19 protein-coding genes and 1 pseudogene are annotated in these 16,928 nt (G+C 60.4%); 10 read left to right on the top strand and 10 right to left on the bottom strand.

What is annotated here, in order from left to right:
* Nucleotides 1-17: 17 nt before the first annotated feature.
* Complete coding sequence (locus HMPREF2760_RS01650) at nt 18-734, bottom strand: helix-turn-helix domain-containing protein (RefSeq protein WP_144676140.1); 717 nt, start codon at nt 732-734, stop codon at nt 18-20.
* 115 nt (nt 735-849) lie between these two features.
* Between HMPREF2760_RS01650 and HMPREF2760_RS01645 the strand changes: the two genes are divergently transcribed.
* Both HMPREF2760_RS01645 and HMPREF2760_RS01640 read left to right on the top strand, forming a co-directional pair.
* Entirely contained in the window at nt 850-3,378 is a 2,529-nt protein-coding gene (locus HMPREF2760_RS01645) for a hypothetical protein (RefSeq protein ID WP_070596466.1), read from the top strand.
* Nucleotides 3,379-3,407: 29 nt separating this feature from the next.
* The gene (locus tag HMPREF2760_RS01640; RefSeq protein ID WP_070596465.1) at nt 3,408-4,058 is read left to right on the top strand and encodes an MOSC domain-containing protein; all 651 of its coding nucleotides are present in this window, start codon (nt 3,408-3,410) and stop codon (nt 4,056-4,058) included.
* On the opposite strand, the gene HMPREF2760_RS01635 is transcribed toward HMPREF2760_RS01640, so the two are convergent.
* Nucleotides 4,033-5,592, bottom strand: a complete 1,560-nt coding sequence (locus HMPREF2760_RS01635) for an ATP-binding protein (RefSeq protein WP_070596464.1) — start codon at nt 5,590-5,592, stop codon at nt 4,033-4,035. The genes HMPREF2760_RS01640 and HMPREF2760_RS01635 overlap by 26 nt on opposite strands.
* A gap of 354 nt (nt 5,593-5,946) precedes the next feature.
* Between HMPREF2760_RS01635 and HMPREF2760_RS13020 the strand changes: the two genes are divergently transcribed.
* Genes HMPREF2760_RS13020 through arfB form a run of 4 tightly spaced genes read left to right on the top strand, consistent with a single transcriptional unit; the run spans nt 5,947 to nt 7,727 of the window.
* Nucleotides 5,947-6,279, top strand: coding sequence for a Fic/DOC family N-terminal domain-containing protein (locus HMPREF2760_RS13020; protein WP_005530810.1), 333 nt, complete (start codon nt 5,947-5,949; stop codon nt 6,277-6,279).
* Nucleotides 6,279-6,734: a Fic family protein gene (locus HMPREF2760_RS13015; protein WP_083304462.1), complete on the top strand. Its 456-nt coding sequence runs from the start codon at nt 6,279-6,281 to the stop codon at nt 6,732-6,734. The genes HMPREF2760_RS13020 and HMPREF2760_RS13015 overlap by 1 nt, the downstream gene beginning before the upstream one ends.
* Nucleotides 6,662-7,252, top strand: a complete 591-nt coding sequence (locus tag HMPREF2760_RS01625; protein ID WP_210384563.1) for a putative glycolipid-binding domain-containing protein — start codon at nt 6,662-6,664, stop codon at nt 7,250-7,252. The genes HMPREF2760_RS13015 and HMPREF2760_RS01625 overlap by 73 nt, the downstream gene beginning before the upstream one ends.
* A 31-nt stretch (nt 7,253-7,283) precedes the next feature.
* A complete protein-coding gene (arfB, locus tag HMPREF2760_RS01620) occupies nt 7,284-7,727 on the top strand; it encodes an alternative ribosome rescue aminoacyl-tRNA hydrolase ArfB (RefSeq protein WP_070596463.1) in 444 nt (147 codons plus the stop codon).
* Nucleotides 7,728-7,781: 54 nt separating this feature from the next.
* On the opposite strand, the gene HMPREF2760_RS01615 is transcribed toward arfB, so the two are convergent.
* Both HMPREF2760_RS01615 and HMPREF2760_RS12455 read right to left on the bottom strand, forming a co-directional pair.
* A complete protein-coding gene (locus HMPREF2760_RS01615; protein ID WP_083304461.1) occupies nt 7,782-8,090 on the bottom strand; it encodes a HigA family addiction module antitoxin in 309 nt (102 codons plus the stop codon).
* Nucleotides 8,077-8,181: pseudogene (locus tag HMPREF2760_RS12455) on the bottom strand (type II toxin-antitoxin system RelE/ParE family toxin); the annotation flags it as partial. The gene HMPREF2760_RS01615 and the pseudogene HMPREF2760_RS12455, both read right to left, overlap by 14 nt.
* A gap of 149 nt (nt 8,182-8,330) precedes the next feature.
* Here HMPREF2760_RS12455 and HMPREF2760_RS01610 point away from each other — a divergent pair.
* The 3 genes from HMPREF2760_RS01610 (at nt 8,331) to HMPREF2760_RS13195 (ending at nt 11,574) form a co-directional block, all read left to right on the top strand.
* Complete coding sequence (locus HMPREF2760_RS01610; RefSeq protein WP_005530797.1) at nt 8,331-8,690, top strand: Cd(II)/Pb(II)-sensing metalloregulatory transcriptional regulator CmtR; 360 nt, start codon at nt 8,331-8,333, stop codon at nt 8,688-8,690.
* Entirely contained in the window at nt 8,687-10,579 is a 1,893-nt protein-coding gene (locus HMPREF2760_RS01605) for a heavy metal translocating P-type ATPase (protein WP_016423157.1), read from the top strand. The genes HMPREF2760_RS01610 and HMPREF2760_RS01605 overlap by 4 nt, the downstream gene beginning before the upstream one ends.
* Nucleotides 10,580-11,220: 641 nt before the next feature.
* Complete coding sequence (locus HMPREF2760_RS13195) at nt 11,221-11,574, top strand: type IIL restriction-modification enzyme MmeI (protein WP_016423158.1); 354 nt, start codon at nt 11,221-11,223, stop codon at nt 11,572-11,574.
* Nucleotides 11,575-11,644: 70 nt separating this feature from the next.
* Here HMPREF2760_RS13195 and erm read toward each other — a convergent pair whose 3' ends face one another.
* The 5 genes from erm to HMPREF2760_RS01575 form a co-directional block, all read right to left on the bottom strand.
* Nucleotides 11,645-12,499 carry a 23S ribosomal RNA methyltransferase Erm gene (gene erm, locus HMPREF2760_RS01595; protein WP_070517629.1) on the bottom strand — a complete coding sequence of 285 codons (855 nt, stop codon included), beginning with the start codon at nt 12,497-12,499 and terminating at the stop codon, nt 11,645-11,647.
* A gap of 349 nt (nt 12,500-12,848) precedes the next feature.
* The gene (locus HMPREF2760_RS01590) at nt 12,849-13,082 is read right to left on the bottom strand and encodes a recombinase family protein (protein ID WP_224784272.1); all 234 of its coding nucleotides are present in this window, start codon (nt 13,080-13,082) and stop codon (nt 12,849-12,851) included.
* A gap of 197 nt (nt 13,083-13,279) precedes the next feature.
* Nucleotides 13,280-13,534, bottom strand: coding sequence for a HepT-like ribonuclease domain-containing protein (locus HMPREF2760_RS13145; protein ID WP_081636726.1), 255 nt, complete (start codon nt 13,532-13,534; stop codon nt 13,280-13,282).
* Nucleotides 13,455-13,709 (bottom strand): nucleotidyltransferase family protein, encoded by a 255-nt coding sequence (locus tag HMPREF2760_RS13005; protein ID WP_232745419.1) that lies wholly within the window; start codon nt 13,707-13,709, stop codon nt 13,455-13,457. The genes HMPREF2760_RS13145 and HMPREF2760_RS13005 overlap by 80 nt, the downstream gene beginning before the upstream one ends.
* Nucleotides 13,710-14,058: 349 nt before the next feature.
* Nucleotides 14,059-15,540, bottom strand: coding sequence for an ApeA N-terminal domain 1-containing protein (locus HMPREF2760_RS01575; RefSeq protein ID WP_070512995.1), 1,482 nt, complete (start codon nt 15,538-15,540; stop codon nt 14,059-14,061).
* A gap of 30 nt (nt 15,541-15,570) precedes the next feature.
* Here HMPREF2760_RS01575 and HMPREF2760_RS13190 point away from each other — a divergent pair, with 30 nt between their 5' ends.
* Entirely contained in the window at nt 15,571-15,978 is a 408-nt protein-coding gene (locus tag HMPREF2760_RS13190) for an RCC1 domain-containing protein (RefSeq protein WP_232745421.1), read from the top strand.
* A 161-nt stretch (nt 15,979-16,139) separates the two neighbouring features.
* Here the strand turns inward: HMPREF2760_RS13190 and HMPREF2760_RS01570 are convergent, their stop codons facing one another.
* Nucleotides 16,140-16,928 (bottom strand): zeta toxin family protein, encoded by a 789-nt coding sequence (locus tag HMPREF2760_RS01570; protein ID WP_070596462.1) that lies wholly within the window; start codon nt 16,926-16,928, stop codon nt 16,140-16,142.

Here is a 16,928-nt window from a genome sequence, read left to right as displayed (position 1 = left end):
GTCGCTCTTCTCATCACCTATGCCCCTCCGATGTAGTTTTCTGCGCACACATCAATGGCAAGCTGATGCGGTGATACGTAGTGTATTCCTGATTCTTTTGTTGCGCCCGTTAGCTCTTCACCAGCAACTGGCACGAGGGTGATTCCTCCGGATACGGGCTCAGAACTGGCACGGATCCGAGTGGGCAATGAAGACACGATGTCTGCTGGATTTGTGCACCAGATCAATGTTGATTGAGGTTCTTCTTCACCTGCGATCTGCCCCGCGACTCGTTGCGCTGCAAAAGCACCCGACATCGCCCAAGTTTGCCCACTCGCATCAACCGCTGAAGCAATCGTTATGGGATTTGACGGTAAGAAGTGGAGAGCCCCGTGGCGGCCATATGGGTTGGAGGCCCACGCGGCCCGTTCCATGAGAGCCTGGTAGCTGCCACCGACGGCCGCAGCGTCACCCCACTGCACAAAGCGGTCAATCCAGGCTTTAACGTCTGGTTCTTCGCTGCTGAGCTCCCCCAGGAGAACTCGGGCGGCTGTCGCGGCGGCGGCGTCGCTCATGCGATGCACCGATACGGACACCTCATACCCAAGCACGCGCATTACCTTGTCCAACCCGGTCAAACTCGGTTGAGCTGCCCCACGCAACCACAGATTGAGCGTATTTCGTGACACTCCCGAGCGCCGCGAGATTTCGCTAAGGCTCAGCGGGCTTTTCTTGAGGAGTTGTAATGGGTCCATAGCCCCACTATAGCGATCTGTCCTATGCTTAGGACACCTGTCCTGCCGTTAGGACAATCAAGCCCTCTACCAGCGACATGGCAACAGGGCCCCACGGTGTCCTATGATGAAGCAAATGAGCGCGGAGATTTATTCACTTCCCACAACGCCGTTGGTCACTACCGACATCGCCGAGCAGGGTCCCCGGATTTCACTGCGCCGGGGGAGCAACATCCTCATGCTGGAGCTGCCGGCTACCTATCCTGAGGCAGATCTGTCTGATCCTCGGTGGGTGGTCAAGTCTCACTTCATCGATCGCCCCCATTCGGTGCGCGAATTCGCCACCGAAGAACCGCTGGAAGTCGGCATCCCTGGGCCTTTTACCCGCATCGAGGTAACCCTGCGCGATGGCGATGAGGACCTCATCGAGACCGTCACCTTCACTGGCATCACCGATGAGGCGCCGTTCATCGTCTATGACCGCACCACCCTCATCGCGCCGCAGGGCACGCTCGAGGATGCTGAACCACTCGGCATCTGGGCCGGCTGGGAAGTGGGACCGCTACCGGATCAGGTGAGGGTACCGCAGAGGGAACCGGTGGACGTCGCCAAGCACGGCGATTTCGAGTGGGACTTCGACGTCGCCACCCTGCCCAACGCCCGGGGCCTCGATAACGAGCCCGTGTTCACCAAGTCGCCGCGCGTGCACCTCATTGCGGAAGGGGAGTGGCGCATCGATCTCACCTACGCGCCCCTCGGGGGCGAGCAGGAGGAGATTTCGGAACAGACCTTCGACGCAGGCATCGCCGAGCCTTTCCCGGGTGACCTCTACGAAGACCCGTGGGTGGGCCGCTACAAGGTGTCGCTGTGGCACGACGAGCAGCTTGTCGACGTCCGCTTCATCTCCCTCGCCGAGGGCCTCCACATGCGTGCGACCAACGACGGCCCGCGCGGCATGGATTTCCGCATCATCGATGCCTTGGGCGCGCATTCGGCCTTCAGCTATACGCTTGCCTCCCCGCCAAAGAAGCCCATCGCGTTGGAGAAGGGCCTTCGCACCCTCGAGGACACCGAGGTCTCTCGCCGCGAGGTGGTGGCCAGTGAGGCCGGCTATGAGCTGGAATTCGATGTTTGGCCCGAGGCCTTGTTTAGCCGCGTCAAGCGCATCGGCTTGGAACCCACTGAGCACTCCGATAAACCGGTTATTTTCGCCGGCCAGCTCGATCAGGATGACATGTTCACCGTCCACTCGCCGCGCCCACTGCCGCTGGCGAAGTTCGTCACCATCGACGGCCGGCAGAAAATCAAGGAACTGGCGCGCACCTCAAAGACGACGCAGGCGGTCACCAGCCTCGCCGTCCCCAACGCCGCGCTGGCCAACGCCGTGCGCAAACAGCCAACGGCCGAGCTTTTCCTCATGTGGTCCACGCTGTCCTACGAGGACTACCTGGATTCCCTCCCGGCGGAGGAGCGCGAGGCTCACCAGGCCCGCAGCTTGGAGCGGCGCATCGTCGAGTACGAAGCATCCGCATCCACCAGCCTGATTTATGCAGCACTAGCCACCGTCCGCAAGTCCCCCTTCGTCAGCCGTGGTCTGCTCAATGGCGATGAAATCATCATTGAACAGAACGCAGAACCGCAGGCAGATTTAGTGGGCTGGGCCTGGCCATTGGCCGAGCCCACCGTGGCACCTACCCAACTCACTCCCACTGAAGAGGGGTTTGAACTGCCCGCGGAGCTTGCTGAGCATGGCTCGCTGCTTGTCGATGTCCGCGAGCTTCGCGCCTCCTCCAACCTCGCCGCCCCTGCACGCCCCTCCAGCGCCTCCATTGTGATCACACCGGAAGGCTCACCGGCGGCGCTCGCCTCGAAGGACTGGACCCCGGAGCAGCTCTGGGACACCTTCCGCGCGCTCCACGTGCTCTCCCAGCGCAGCCCCAACCCGAAGCTGCAGGCGATGTTCGACAGCACCATCGATCGTCTGCGCGCCCAACCGGAGGCCGCGGTCCACGCCCTGGCGCGCACCGGCGTCAGCGTCAACCAGCAGGCCCGCTCGCTTGCGCGCACGCGCTTGTTCCACTCCCCGCTGGAGGCCGCCGCCGAATCCGGTGTCGATAGCTACCTGGATCTCCTCCTCGGTCCCTCCGCCAGCGAGAACCCCGAGCTCACCGCCGTGCGCGAGTCCGGCGCTGATGGACTGACCCGCCCGATGCTACTCAATGCTGCGACCATTCACAGCCCCACACCGCCCGTCGATGACCTGATGGGGGAGGCCGGCCGCGTCGCCGCGCTGCGCGAGTGCTTTGCCAACAACGGCGCCCTCGATGCGCTGGGCACCATCGAGCACCTGCGCAAGGACGCCACGGCACTGGCCTCGCTGGTGCAAAACGCGGGCGTTGACATGTCCGTCAGCCACACCCTTATCGCGTTGGGCGCCTTTGCCAGCGGAAACACGGCGGATGAACTCAATGCCGCTGCGTGGATGCCCTACATCTCCTATGCCTTCGCACTGGCGTCCCGCGCCGCGGCGAACGACATCATCATGGAAAGCCCGCTGCTCAAGGAGGACATGCCCATGCTTGCCGACGTCCTCCCCCTCGCCCCCCGCCTCTTCTTCTACGACCTCGTGACCGCAGAGGCGCTCTTCCACAATCGCGACCTATAACCGCGTGAGGTGTGCCACAATAGGTGAGCATGAAGGTTATCTCCACGAACGTCGCTGTCCGCCGCCCCGAGCCGCACGGGCGGCACGAGTACACGGGCATCGATAAGCAGCCACGCCCCCTCCTGGATCTGGAAATACCCGGGCCCAACTACGGTGACGGCTCTGGCGTGGTGGGGGATTCCATCGGTGACCACGCCCACCACGGCGGCGCTGAGAAGGCCGTGTATGCGGTGGCCCGTGAGGAGCTCGATTACTGGGAGGGCACGCTCAACCGCGTGCTGCGTGATGGCTACTTCGGGGAGAACCTCACCACCGAAGGGATTTCTTGGTCGAATATGCTGATCAACCAGCAGATTCAGGTGGGGGAGTGCGTGCTTGAAGTGTCTATCCCGCGCACGCCTTGTGCCACCTTCTCCGGCTGGATGGACGAGCCCGGTTGGCTCAAGTCCTTCACGGAGCGCGGTGATTGCGGTTCCTACCTGCGCATCATCGAGCCTGGCCGCATCAACCCTGGCGATGAAATTTCGCTTATCGGCCGCCCCGACCATGACATCACCATGGGCATGGCCTTCGCCGCCAAGATGGGGGACAAGGAGCTGGCCCGGCGCGTCGTCGACGCCGGCTGCCTCGCTCCCGTTCATCACGACCAGCTGGTTAAGAGCCTGCAATCCCGCGGTTAGCTAGCCATTCATAGGTTGTCGCTTGTGAGCCGCGCGTACCATCCATACGCACGAATCGTGCCTTCACCAGTGACTTCAGCGCATATCGGACCTGCGCTCGAGTGAGGTTTGTGGCTGTTTCTATTTCACCAATGGACAGGGGTTGTGCCGCCGCACTCAGCGCCTCCGCTACGCGCGGGGCGTTGACTCCTAGGCCATCCACGTTCGCTGGTGCGTCCACTCGTCGTTCCGGGCCGGTGCCTGATTCCTCCTTGCGTAGTGGCTCCCAGATACGGGCCTCTCCACGAGTGTCCGGCCGCCACATCTTCACCGTAAATTGCACGCCAGAATCTATCAGGTCAGGCTCCGGTAATCCTTGCTCTCGCGCGGCATCCAGCATGAGCTGCACGCCGCCGCCTTCGCCCTCAATAACAAAAGAGCCATCGTCTGCTTTGAGATATCGGCACAGTCTATAGAGCCGCTGGTTAATCTCCTGGCGCGCCAGATCTCTCGACTTGAGCTGTTCAACCGTCAGATCCCGTAGGCCTCCTGGACTGGAGATAACCATCTTGTCCGGTAATAGGCGGACATCAATCGATTTACCCGCACCCAACGTATTTGGCCCAAGATCACGGTGCACCAATGCATTAGCCACGGCCTCTCGAATGGCCGGAAGGGGAAGTTCAGGAACTTCCACCATTGATCCGTCCTCTCGATATCGCCGTACGGCGGCTAAACGTTGCCTTACCCATCCCATTACCGAGTTCAACAGCACCGGAACGGGCCCCTCAAAGGTCTCCAACCCCAACACTCGCCCGTGCTTCGAACCATTTGGTAGCCTTTGCGCCACCGTTACTGCTAAGGAGGGAAAATGCCCTTGGGGATAGAAACCCAGCGCATACAGGCCAGCAAGCGTCAGCTCTCCAGTCGCGGTCGTCACCGCTAGCGCCCGTAAGACGTCCTCATCTTGAGTAAGTCCCGATAGTCGCCGATTCTTTTTCCGCGCCTGAACCAAGAAATCTTGCACCACGTCGCTATCTAGGTCTGCAAGGCTCGTGCCTTCCACAATCGTCGTGTCATAGGACACTGCCTCTTCGGCATGCAGCTTTGCCACGTCCATCATGCGCAGCTCCGAGGCACTCATACGGTAGTCCCCATCAGCCATTCGAAGATACGCTTCTCCCCTGTAGATAGCAGGCTTATCAATAATCGGAAGACCCGTAACCTCCGCAATCACGACATGCGTGCCATCTATTGCCACACTGTCGGTATGCACTGTGACTGGAGGGGTGATGGCATGACGCGCCTGCGAGGCCAGAGCAGCCTCCATCTCCGAAGGATTCTCAATGCCAGTGACAATGAATCCTTCCTTCTCATTGACACCGAGAATGATAAGGCCGCCACTCGGCATGTTTGCGAACGCGCACAATGTCTGCGGTAGAGAGTCCGGAATGCCCCCTTGAGCGGTTTTGACCTCGACTGTTGTTGAATCACCGCCGCGCAACTCAAGCTCAGCCAATAGCTCTCTCAGCTGATTCTCGGACCAATTGTTCACGATGAATACCCGCCCTCAATGTTAACAATGACGGCTCAATGCTAACTTCATTCCTCTTCAATGACAAGAGTTCTCATTGATCTTCCCATTGAGGTGTCATTGACATTCTCATTGAGGCCAAATTATGGCCCTGAAACCCCGTATGTTTAAGCTTTATCTAGCGCATAAACCGCAATGAGTGGTTGGATAAGAGTTATCCAACCACTCATTTGCTGTCTGACGAATGGATAGCCTCTACAAGCCTCACTACGTTACCGAGAGCTGGATCCCCGAATCAGGCTCCGGCACTCCCCGGCGCGATAAGGCCGGAGGCCCTTTTTAGGTCTATGTCCCTGACCATCTTGTAAGTAAGGCATGGAGTTTTCCCCAGAGCTCACCAGCCGGGCAGCACGTATCGAGCGAGAGATCTTGGATCTCAACCGTCATGCTGCTTCTGGCCAGTTGGAGTCTGTGGCCCGCTTACTCATGCGTTCTGAGGCGATTTCTTCCTCACGCATTGAAGGTATTGCGCCCAACGTCGACAAGGTTGTCCTCGCGGAACTCGCCCAAAAGGAGGAAGTCCGCGGCTTTAAGGAAAGCGCGGAAGAGGTTGCGCGTAACCTCACCGTTCTGTGTTCCATTGAGAAGAGCTTTGCCACCGAACCAACATCTCCATCGGCCTTCTTGAAAAGCTCCAAAGAGAGTTGATGGGGGAGAAGGGCTCTATCCCCACTGGTCTTCGCACTATTCAGAACTGGATTGGTGGAAGTAACCACACACCCATTGGGGCCGAGTTCATCCCAGCGCCCCCAGGCCTAGTCCATGACCTCGTGGACGACTTATGTCTTTACCTCGATGGCGCTTCGCACGGTGCTCTCATCCAGGCCGCAATTGCTCACGCTCAGTTTGAAACGATTCATCCCTTTGCAGACGGCAACGGGCACGCTGGCCCTGCTCTCATTCATGGAATTCTTCTGCGCCGCGGGCTTACGAAGTACACCATTCTGCCGGTAAGCCTCCTCCTCGGTACGCGGTCTAAATCGAAAGCTACCTGCCTTTTCGCACCATCGAGCGTTGTAAAATCCTCACCATGGAGCGCACGTATAAGTGGGAGCATGTCGAGACTCCCCTCATCCGGAACGAGGCCGCAGTTCATTTTTTAGGAGCCGGTTTGACCGCTTCCGGAGTGCAATACGGCGATGGATACGAGGCCACGTGGGAGCTGCACGCCGCGGAGAACTGGGTGACCGAACGTGTGTCGGTGAACGTTGAAGGCGACGGATGGGGGCGAAGCCTCGAGCTGTTTAGGTCCGAACAAGGCGTGTGGTCGGCGGAAACCAATGAAGAGGGCGCCCAGCCTGAAGATCTGCCCTCCCCCGGTATCGTCCAGTCAGCCGACCTGAAAGCCGCACTCGATTGCGATCTCGGCCTGTGCCCTCTCACCAACACAATGCCTATTCGTCGCTTGACGCTGCTTGAGACTCAGGTTCCGAAAACGCAGCTGATCATGGCTTGGATTGATATGCCGTCCCTCCAGGTGATCGCATCAGACCAGTACTACAGCTCCGTCGATGCTGAAACTGTCCGATACAAAAGCGGAACACGGGGAGTCGACGTCGAGTTGGAGGTCGACGGTGACGGAGTGGTCGTACACTACCCTGATCTCGCACGGCGGGTCTGATCCGGAAACAACTCTAACTACGCTGGGCGGTATGAACGACCTGACCATCGCGCCTGGCCCAGGGATCCCCGGGGGTCTGGTCATCGTCGCCGCCGACCTGACGGAGCGGTTCGCGAAGTCGTCGGGACCAGGCGGCCAAGGCGTCAATACTACGGACAGCAAAGTGCAGCTTTCCGTCGATATCGCTACGTGCTCATCGCTTTCCGACGCCCTGCGTCACCGCGTCCTTCACAACCTCGAGCACCGCCTAGACGGCACCGTCCTTACCGTTACCGCATCGACCCAGCGATTGCAGGTACGCAACCGCGCCGAGGCACGCGAACGCATGGCCGCCCTCTTGCGCGAGGCGCTCGCTCCGCCTCCTCCCCCGCGGCGCAGGACCAAGCCGACGCAGAGCTCGGTGCGACGCCGTCTCGAAGCGAAAAAGCGGCGCTCGGAACTCAAGTCCACGCGACGGCGGCCCCAAATTCTCTAGTTCGAACCATCCGCGTGCATATCCTCACGCAGACGGACCTGGTTCGGGTAACCGCTACGCTGAGACAGCTTGGACCGGTTGAATCCGCTCGATTTCCGAGAGGATCTTGTCTTCCGCCACGTCCAAGTCATATTGAGCCTGTAACCCGAGCCAGAACTGGGGGCTCATCTCGAAAAACTTCGCTGGACGAAGGGCCGTGTCAGCGGTTACAGCGCGCTTACCGTGAACAATTTCGTTGATCCGGCGGGGCAGAACGCCGATGGAGACGGCGAGCTTGTGCTGGGTGATCCCCATTTCCTTGAGAAAGTCCTCCATGAGGATCTCACCGGGGTGAACCGGAGGGAGCTTGTCAGTGGTAGTCAACGATCTCAACCTCCTCTGGCCCCGCGGCGGACCACCGAAAACAGATCCGCCACTGGTCGTTGATTCGAATGCTGAACTGACCCCGCCGATCACGTCGCTCCCGCGTTGGGTGGCAGCCGAACCACAAAGGATCAGTCATCTGCTATCCCATCGACTAATTCCTGCAGGTCGCAGGACCTTCGCGGAACCGTCAGTTCAGTGCATTTTGAATAGTTCAACACACGTTGTATTGTTCAGCACATGCTGACTATTGCTTCGCGCCTCGACGTCATGAACCGGCTCGGCCGGGCCATGGCTGATCCGACGCGTTCCCGAATCCTGATGACCCTACTCGACGGTCCGGGCTACCCGGCCGAGATTTCGCAAAGCTTGGATCTGACCCGCTCGAACGTCTCGAACCACCTGTCCTGCCTACGCGATTGTGGCATCGTCGTCGCTGAGCCGGAGGGCCGTAAGACCCGCTACGAAATTGCCGATCCGCACCTCGCGGCGGCGCTCGAAGCGCTGGTCAACGCGACGCTGGCCGTCGACGAGAATGCCCCCTGCATCGACACCGAGTGCTCGGTGCCCGGCTGCGGCGAGAAAGGAACGGACGCATGAGTTCAGCATGTGGATGCGAACACGAACCCGCCACGGAGATCGAAGAGCTCGATCGGCCATGGTGGAAGGACCCCGAGCTACTGCTACCGATCTTCTCCGGCGTAGCCCTCATTACAGGACTGGCGCTGGACTGGTCCGACTTGGAGACGCCCGCGACGGTACTGTATTGGCTTGGCCTGCTGTTGGGCGCTTACACGTTCGCACCTGGAGCGATCCGGAACCTTGTCACGAAGCGCAAGCTCGGCATTGGCTTGCTTATGACGATCAGCGCGGTCGGCGCGGTGATCCTTGGTTTCGTCGGAGAGGCCGCGGCGCTGGCGTTCCTGTACTCGATCGCCGAGGCGCTTGAAGACAAGGCGATGGACCGGGCCCAAGGCGGACTGCGGGCACTGTTGAAGCTGGTACCGCAAACCGCGACCGTGCTGCGCGACGGTACGACGGCCGAGGTCGCTGCGAAGGACCTTGAGGTTGGCGAGCTAATGGTCGTACGCCCCGGGGAGCGGATCGCCACGGACGGCATCATTCGGTCCGGACGCTCCAGCCTTGACACCTCAGCGATCACCGGAGAATCCATTCCGGAGGAGGTTGCGCCCGGCGACGAGGTACCCGCGGGAGCGATCAACTCCGCCGGTGTGCTGGAGGTCGAGACGACCGCAGCTGGAACGGACAACTCGCTGACCACACTCGTCGACCTCGTCGAGCAGGCGCAGGCGGAGAAGGGTGACCGCGCCCGGATCGCCGACCGAATTGCCCAACCCCTAGTGCCCGGGGTGATGATCCTGGCGGTGCTGGTCGGCGTGATCGGCTCGCTGTTGGGCGACCCCGAGACTTGGATCACCCGTGCGCTGGTGGTCCTGGTCGCAGCGTCGCCGTGCGCGCTGGCAATCTCCGTGCCGCTGACGGTCGTGGCCGCGATCGGCGCGGCCAGCCAGTTCGGAGTAGTCATCAAGTCCGGCGCGGCGTTCGAGCGACTCGGCGGCATCCGTCACCTAGCGGTAGACAAGACCGGAACCCTTACCCGCAACCAGCCCGAGGTTACCGGAGTGGTCCCGGCAGACGGATTCGATCGGGCGCAGGTGCTTTCCTTCGCGGCGGCGGTTGAGCAGCAATCGACGCACCCCCTCGCCGCGGCGATCGTGGCAGCGGAGCCCGAAGCGCCCACCGCCTTGGATATCAGCGAGGAAGCCGGTCATGGCATCGGCGGCACCGTCGAAGGCCGACGGGTGCTGGTCGGCAGCCCCCGATGGATCGACGCCGGGCCACTGAAGGCGGACGTTGAGCGCATGGAGTCCGAAGGCCAGACCTGCGTCCTAGTCACCGTCGATGACGCTCTCGCCGGGGCGATCGGGGTGCGCGACGAGTTGCGGCCCGAGGTGCCCGATGCCGTGCAGTCCCTGCACGACAACGACGTGGAAGTGAGCATGCTCACCGGCGATAACACTCGCACCGCCCGGGCGCTGGCTGAAATCGCCGGAATCGACGACGTGCGCGCCGAGCTGCGACCGGAGGACAAGGCAAGCATCGTCGCCGAACTCTCCTCCAAGACGCCGACGGCGATGATCGGCGACGGCATCAACGACGCGCCGGCACTGGCGGGCGCAACGGTGGGCATTGCGATGGGAGCAACCGGCTCTGACGCCGCGATCGAGTCCGCTGACGTCGCCTTCACTGGCCACGACCTCCGGCTGATCCCGCAGGCGCTGCAGCACGCCCGCCGAGGCAGCAGGATCATCAACCAAAACATCGTGCTGTCTCTGGCCATCATCATCGTGTTGATGCCACTGGCGATCAGCGGTGTACTGGGCCTGGCCGCCGTCGTGTTGGTACACGAAGTCGCCGAAGTAATCGTGATCTTGAACGGCCTGCGGGCTGCACGAGCGAAACGCTGAGGCTGTGACCGGCAAGTCTTATAAGGGTTAAACCACGCGCCGAGCGCACACACGTTGGACCAGGCGAGTCATTCGAGTTCACCACCTGGTCCTTCTCGATGCGTGCAGGCACGGGAACTGTGGGGGAACCTAATAGTTCAACGGTTCGATACCGCTTGCAGATTCTTCACACGAGGTAGCGGAATGGACCGAGGCCGAACGAAAACCCGAGTTAGAGACAGCGCTCTTCAACCTACCCCCAATAACGCGAAACGTCATTAACGCCTCGCGTTACACGTTGAACTTGAACTCGACGGAGTGTCGTCGATAAATAACCATTTGATGCGCGCGTGCGGAATTAACAACGAAATACCGCTAAAACAGACAACATATGGGGTGCACAGAAACACATATAAGTTCTGCGGAAAACCTATAGGGTGCGTCGCTAAAAACCGCTGTGCGCGAAAAACATAAAGGGTTTACGGACCCGGTCCCAGACCCCTCAATACTCTGAGCCGGAAGAATGGAAAGTGGAAGGTTGATGTATCCCCACTATTTATTTTTTCCGTTTTTCGGAGTACATCGGGAGCTACAACTGCGGACCAGCTCTGTGTGAACTAGATGAGAAGGCGCAGCAGCGAATCATCGACGCTGGACAGTTGGTGCTGCGGGCACGCGAGCGGCACCCCCAGCGGTCACTCGCGGAGCACTACAACCCGTTATCGATGGACCCAATTCTGCTCAAGGCTCACAACAACTTGGACCGGGAAGTCGATAAGGCTTTCGATGTGGCACGCAAACTCACCAACGAGCGCCAGCGCCAGGAGCTACTGTTCGCCAGCTACGGGGAGTTGGCGAGGGGCTATGTCTCCTCGCTTTCATCAAAATCGAAACCACCAGCAGGGTCGTTCCCCGTGCGGGTGATTTTGATCGGTCCCGCTGCTGGGTGTAGAACCCTGTCGCTGGCAACGCCGGGAACTATGACTGTGCCCGACGAGAACACGTCACTGCCATAACGCGGCTCACGGTAGACGAACATGGGTCGTTCACTACTACTGGTGGATTTCGGTTTTGGTGGTGGGGGGATTACCGCCGCCGGCCTCGATTTTTCCGTTGAGGAGGTCGTTGACTACTTCCCGATGGTGAAATGGGCCGATGGTGAGGTAGAGAGGAACCAGTCACCTGGAAGAGATCGATCCAGTCGCTGGTGTGCAATCTGGGAGGTAGGGTCGCGGGGTCGATTCCTCGCGAGCGCAACCATGATTGTGTCTCTGAACGTGATGAAAACAACCCTGCCCTTCGGAGAATTTCCCCTATCCCGCGTCCCCGGGCAGTGAAAACGGTGTGCACCATCGCCTGAAAGGCTTTGCGCTGCTCTATCGGAATCTTCGGGTCACCCACCCGGCGGATCACTAAGATCCCCCCGTCAACGTTTGGCTGTGGCCGGAAAGCAGACCTTGGTACTCGGGAACCAAGGTGAAACGTGAACCATGGGGACCACTGAGCCGTCATCATCGTGCTTGCACCTACCCCGGCCCGGCGGCGAGCGACTTCCCACTGCATGAGGAGTACAGCGTCAGTCCATGCCGGCGCATGCAACAACTTTCGAAGAATGGCAGTGGTGAGGTGAAAGGGAATGTTTCCCACAATGACGCAGGGAGTGGCGGGTAACCGGAAGTTAAGGAAATCATCATGGACCACTTCGACCGCCGCCGAGGCGGTCTTTTTTGTGAGTTTGGCAGCTAGTTTTGCGTCTACCTCAACTGCCGTTATCGCCCTCCCCAAGTGGGCCATCGGGTGAGTGAGGGCACCGCTTCCTGGCCCGATCTCAATGATGGGGCCGGAGGTTTGTTTCACAAGATCGACGATGGAGTTGATGATCTTGTGGTCTGTGAGAAAATTTTGGCCATGCTCGTGACGGCCGTATCCGTATGCAGACATCAGGTGTGCTCCTTGGAGTTGAAACGGAGCCGGGCATGACAAATAGCCGCCCGGCTAAAGGACCGGAGCGGTTTCTAACCTGCGGGAGGGAGAAAACCGCCTTAGCGGCTGGTGAGCGGCCGCATGAAAACGGAACCTGAAATCAACATGGGCCTATCGTATCCAATTAATTTCGCAGGGTCCAATACGGTGAGAAAGAAGACAACCGCACCGCAACAGTGCAAGACCTCTCTGGATTGGAATTTGTCCTACCTTCGGCTCGTCGTACAGACGCCACTGGCGTATTTTGTCTCTGGGCAACGAGGGGGAGTTACCCCCACCTCCGGATGTTTTTAAGGTGCACCCCTTATTACGCTGTGGTGCGGGAGTAGTTTTGTCCGACTGATCGGACTACCCACCGACGTGGGGCGGGTAGTTCGAGGTCCCAGCAGATGATCGCGTCGATTTCGCCGCGTTCAAAGGATGCCACCATGGCGTCGTAGTCGGGGCGAGCCACATTCTTCTTTGACGCGGAAATGGACTGATCGACGTAGTTATGTCCTATGTCCAACGTCCAAGCCACGCTGCTTTGCAATGGCTTCACAGTCCTGACGCTGCCGGTCGATGGTGAGGCCATCCACGTCAGCGTCTCGCGAGATACGAAGGTAAATAGGAGCGCGTGTTGCCAAACGCTTTTAATAAGGCCCTTAGCTAACATTGAACTTAAACTCGACCACGTTCCGTAGCCGAATAACCTTTGGAGCCGCGCCGTCAGTTAGCAGAGATGTGGCACCGCAGCGCCTAGGCAAGAGGAGGCAGATGAGTATCGACGATATCGCGGACCACGTCGATGTCGACGCCGAAATACTGGTGCACCAGGATGTTGCGGAAATCCCGAATCTGAGGCCAGACGATCTCAGGGTGCGCGCCGGTGATCTCATCGGGAAGATGGTTCACGGCTTCGCCGGACTGCGACTCACAGCGGCACCGCCTCGGCGAGCGTCGAAGCGGATACCGGGTGCCTGAGCAACTGGGCAGGAAACACGTCGATGCCATCGCGCCCGAACAGAGCGCGACTCTCCTCGAGCAGACCAGACGCACGCATCAGGAGACGTCCCTCCGCAGGGTCCATCCCGACGAGGATGTCGATGTCCGATCCTGCAGACGCGGTGCCGCGCGCGACGGACCCGAACAACTTCGGGTTGGTCGCGCCGTACCGATCGATGAGCACCTGGAACTAGTCAAGACGCGCAACGAGAATCCCGCGTAGGGCAAGCGTCTCAGGCGTCATGACGGTCTCAGACATGCTTCCGGGGGAAACGGGCCCGGCAGCACGTCGACATGGAGCTTTGACATTGAAGCGGAACTCCACCGCGTTCTTAAGGGCCGACGACATTCTCCCGTCTCACCGCCGCACCAGGCGGCACTGACGCGCTGCCACCACTTACAGCCGGTCGTCTCGCCCGCCCGCCATGACGCACTCAACGAACGAGCGATAGAGCAGGCTTACACGCGTCTCGCACTAAACGACCGGGCAGCAGCGTCACGGAGGTTCCGAAGTAGCGGCTATCGCAGTGCACCTAAGGGTTTGGTGAGGGAACCAGCCATTCGGCAGCGGTACGGAACGTAGCCCTCAGTTGCGGGTGCTCCCGCACGATCTCTCGCTGCCGCTCCGCCGGCAACCCGAGCTCGTGCAAGACGTTGAGGATTACGACCGCGGTCGTCACCTCGACGACGGCGATCAGCTCCTCGATGGAATGGTTGGGCGTTCTGCCCTCGTGCGCGAGGTCATTGCGGGCGCGCGTCGTCCACTTCGCCCAATGGTCGACATCCGGTAAGAGCTGTGCGATCGCTTCCTGATCGGGTCGCGCGGCGAGGGCATGGAGCCGATCACGGAGGGTCGGGTCGTTGCGGATCGCCCCCTTGAACCTGTTTCGGTGCTCATCGGGAACCTGCGCCAGCATCGCCTCTCGCATCGCCCTGAACTCCGCGTTGGGGAACGGTTTCTCGTCGATGCGGAGGTTGCGGTGCAACACCTCGGCAGCATCGACTGCCGTCAGAAGATTGTTCTCAACAAAACGGGCCGGTGCGTAGCGCAAGCCCAAGATCATGTTTGTCGCTGCCTCCAGGCGGCCATGGGCCTCGCACCATCGGGGCATGACCTCCTCAAATGGGATCGAGCCGCAGGTGAAGAACATTCGGTGGTGATCGACGACTTTCGCGTCGTGTTTTCCAAGCGCGGCCGGTGAGTAGAGCACATCGGCACGTCGGCGCGGCAGCGGGCGGCCATCAGGGAAGTGCGACTCGGTCCCGGCAACTTCCAGTCGGAGCCAGATCACTCCGGCCGCGCGATGCGTCGCCAGGGAGATCAGGTCCTGCACCAGGCTCGCCTCCTGCAGAGCAACACTCAGAGAGAATGGTTCGGCTGGCACGACGCAGATGGACACCGTGTCCCGCATACGTCCGACGCTTCCTCCCTTGCGCTGGTCGAAGAATGGAAGCGTGTGCGTGTGCTGAAGGCGATACTCAGTGTCGTCGACCACGACCGATTGCGCCTCGACCGGCTTCACCGAGATACGCCCGGTCCCATCGATCTTGCCGTCGGGAGCCCCGAGGGATCCTTCGAACACAGAAGACGCCGCCCAGAGACTCAGATCCTCGACTGAGACTTCTGCCCTAGCGAACGCCGGATCCGCGTCACCGCTGACATGCGCGCCGATGATGGCGACCGTCGCGGTCACGGTCTGCTTATCAGGGCTCGCCACTCGCGCACCCATGGTCCTTCTGGTGCTCCTAGGAACACAGCCAAGCAGTGTGATCTCCCTGAGCTCGGCCACACCGTGCATGACTTCCCAGGTGCGGGTTCCTTCGTGAACAGCAGTCCATCCAGACGAGTCCGTCGTCAAGATCCGATCCTCGAAGGTGCCGATCAGCGACAGAGAGAGACCATCTTCCGGGTCGTACCGTAGGACACCCGGGACCTTCTCGCTAGGGGCTTCCGGCAGCCACCACACGCCAGCCCACTCGCCGGCCTTGTCGAGGTTGAGAGGATCATTAGGCATCGTACTCCCGGTCCCGGGCTCCTTCCTGTCTTGCGGCCAGATGTCAGGTCGAAAATCTTTACTCCACCACATGCCCCCCACGTAGGACAATCTACAGCGAGATCATGGTCAACTGAGATCGGATGCGGCGACTGGCACACAATCGCAGTTCGACGCGACGGCACAGCCCTCGCAACTGGCAACAATCAGCGAGGGCAGACCGACGTCGCCCGGTGGACACACGTGTCCGGGGTCTTTGCCGGCTACCTACACACCGTCGGCTTACACGAAGACGGCACCGTCGTCGCCGTCAGCGACGACAGCAGAGGCCAGTGCGATGTCCAGTCATGGACCGGCATCACAGCGATCGCAGCCGGAGCGAGACACTCGCTCGGGCTGCGGGCGACCACACCGAGCAGCAATGCAATGTCAACGCCTGGGCCGCTCGACCACAGATGAACTGAAGTCCAGCGTGCCCGATAATCGGCGGTCGATCACACGTTGAATCTAAACTCCACGCAGACGACATCCTCAGCCTGCTAGACCTCGCAGACCGCCAGCAGCCGCTTTGACACGAAGCTCTCACCGCCTACCGGGCGCGCAGTTCTACGGGCACAGCCTTAAAGTTTGCGGATACGCTCTGCATCAGCCACGAGATTCTGCGTGAGTTTCTCCGCTTCAAGGCCGCTCAAATCGCAGCTGTCGAAGCGGGCCAGCCAGTCAGCACGAATGGCGGGGGAATCGAACCAGGTTGCGCGCTCGGCTTCAATATCCTCGATGCCGCTCAAGGTGCGGCCATCGCGGGTGCGGATCTCGAGGTCGTCGACAAGCGGGGCAATCGCTTGAAGTCCTGGGACGATGGCTTTAAAACCCGACGTGTGGGAAACCTCATTGGTCCAGCGCGGGTAGCGGCTCACGCGCTGCGCCTCCAGGTAGCGCTGGACGACACCGAGCCTGGAGACCTCCTGCGCCACCGCCAAGCCCACGACCCTCACGCGGAAACCCGCGGAGCGAAACTTGGCTATCTCTCCTGCGATGAATTCCGGGTTGGACAGCGTGTTCTCAATGATGAGAGAGTGCCCGTGCTGCCGACCATACTCAATCAGCGAGGACATCCAATAGGGCACCGGTCCATTGGTGAGCACGTCCATGCGCAGGGGGTCGCGCTCCATGATCTCGTCGAGGGCGGGGTGCAGCTTCCGAACCTCATCGGAATCAAGGACCGCGTGACCATTCTTTACAGATTCAATAGCCGTTGATTTGCCTGACGCTGGCTGCCCCGCCACATAAATGACCTCTGGAACAGCCGGACCATGAGCATTCGACCGACCAAAATAGCTAGTTTGCAGAGTCTTTAGCCGTTGCTCCATGACCTGCGGATCAACGGGGAAGTCAGCGGCGGAAAGCAT

Origin of the sequence: Corynebacterium sp. HMSC065D07, assembly GCF_001810695.1 — a bacterium.
GTDB lineage: Bacteria > Actinomycetota > Actinomycetes > Mycobacteriales > Mycobacteriaceae > Corynebacterium > Corynebacterium hesseae.
Note: the sequence above shows the minus strand (reverse complement) of the source record. Positions and strands in the feature narration are given on the sequence as shown.

Coding starts and splice junctions, on each gene's coding strand:
- HMPREF2760_RS01650 (WP_144676140.1), bottom strand. CDS start 734: ATGGACCCATTACAACTCCTCAAGAAAAGCCCGCTGAGCCTTAGCGAA.
- HMPREF2760_RS01645 (WP_070596466.1), top strand. CDS start 850: ATGAGCGCGGAGATTTATTCACTTCCCACAACGCCGTTGGTCACTACC.
- HMPREF2760_RS01640 (WP_070596465.1), top strand. CDS start 3,408: ATGAAGGTTATCTCCACGAACGTCGCTGTCCGCCGCCCCGAGCCGCAC.
- HMPREF2760_RS13020 (WP_005530810.1), top strand. CDS start 5,947: ATGGAGTTTTCCCCAGAGCTCACCAGCCGGGCAGCACGTATCGAGCGA.
- HMPREF2760_RS13015 (WP_083304462.1), top strand. CDS start 6,279: ATGGGGGAGAAGGGCTCTATCCCCACTGGTCTTCGCACTATTCAGAAC.
- HMPREF2760_RS01625 (WP_210384563.1), top strand. CDS start 6,662: ATGGAGCGCACGTATAAGTGGGAGCATGTCGAGACTCCCCTCATCCGG.
- arfB (WP_070596463.1), top strand. CDS start 7,284: ATGAACGACCTGACCATCGCGCCTGGCCCAGGGATCCCCGGGGGTCTG.
- HMPREF2760_RS01610 (WP_005530797.1), top strand. CDS start 8,331: ATGCTGACTATTGCTTCGCGCCTCGACGTCATGAACCGGCTCGGCCGG.
- HMPREF2760_RS01605 (WP_016423157.1), top strand. CDS start 8,687: ATGAGTTCAGCATGTGGATGCGAACACGAACCCGCCACGGAGATCGAA.
- erm (WP_070517629.1), bottom strand. CDS start 12,499: ATGTCTGCATACGGATACGGCCGTCACGAGCATGGCCAAAATTTTCTC.
- HMPREF2760_RS13145 (WP_081636726.1), bottom strand. CDS start 13,534: ATGGCATCGACGTGTTTCCTGCCCAGTTGCTCAGGCACCCGGTATCCG.
- HMPREF2760_RS01575 (WP_070512995.1), bottom strand. CDS start 15,540: ATGCCTAATGATCCTCTCAACCTCGACAAGGCCGGCGAGTGGGCTGGC.
- HMPREF2760_RS01570 (WP_070596462.1), bottom strand. CDS start 16,928: ATGCTTTCCGCCGCTGACTTCCCCGTTGATCCGCAGGTCATGGAGCAA.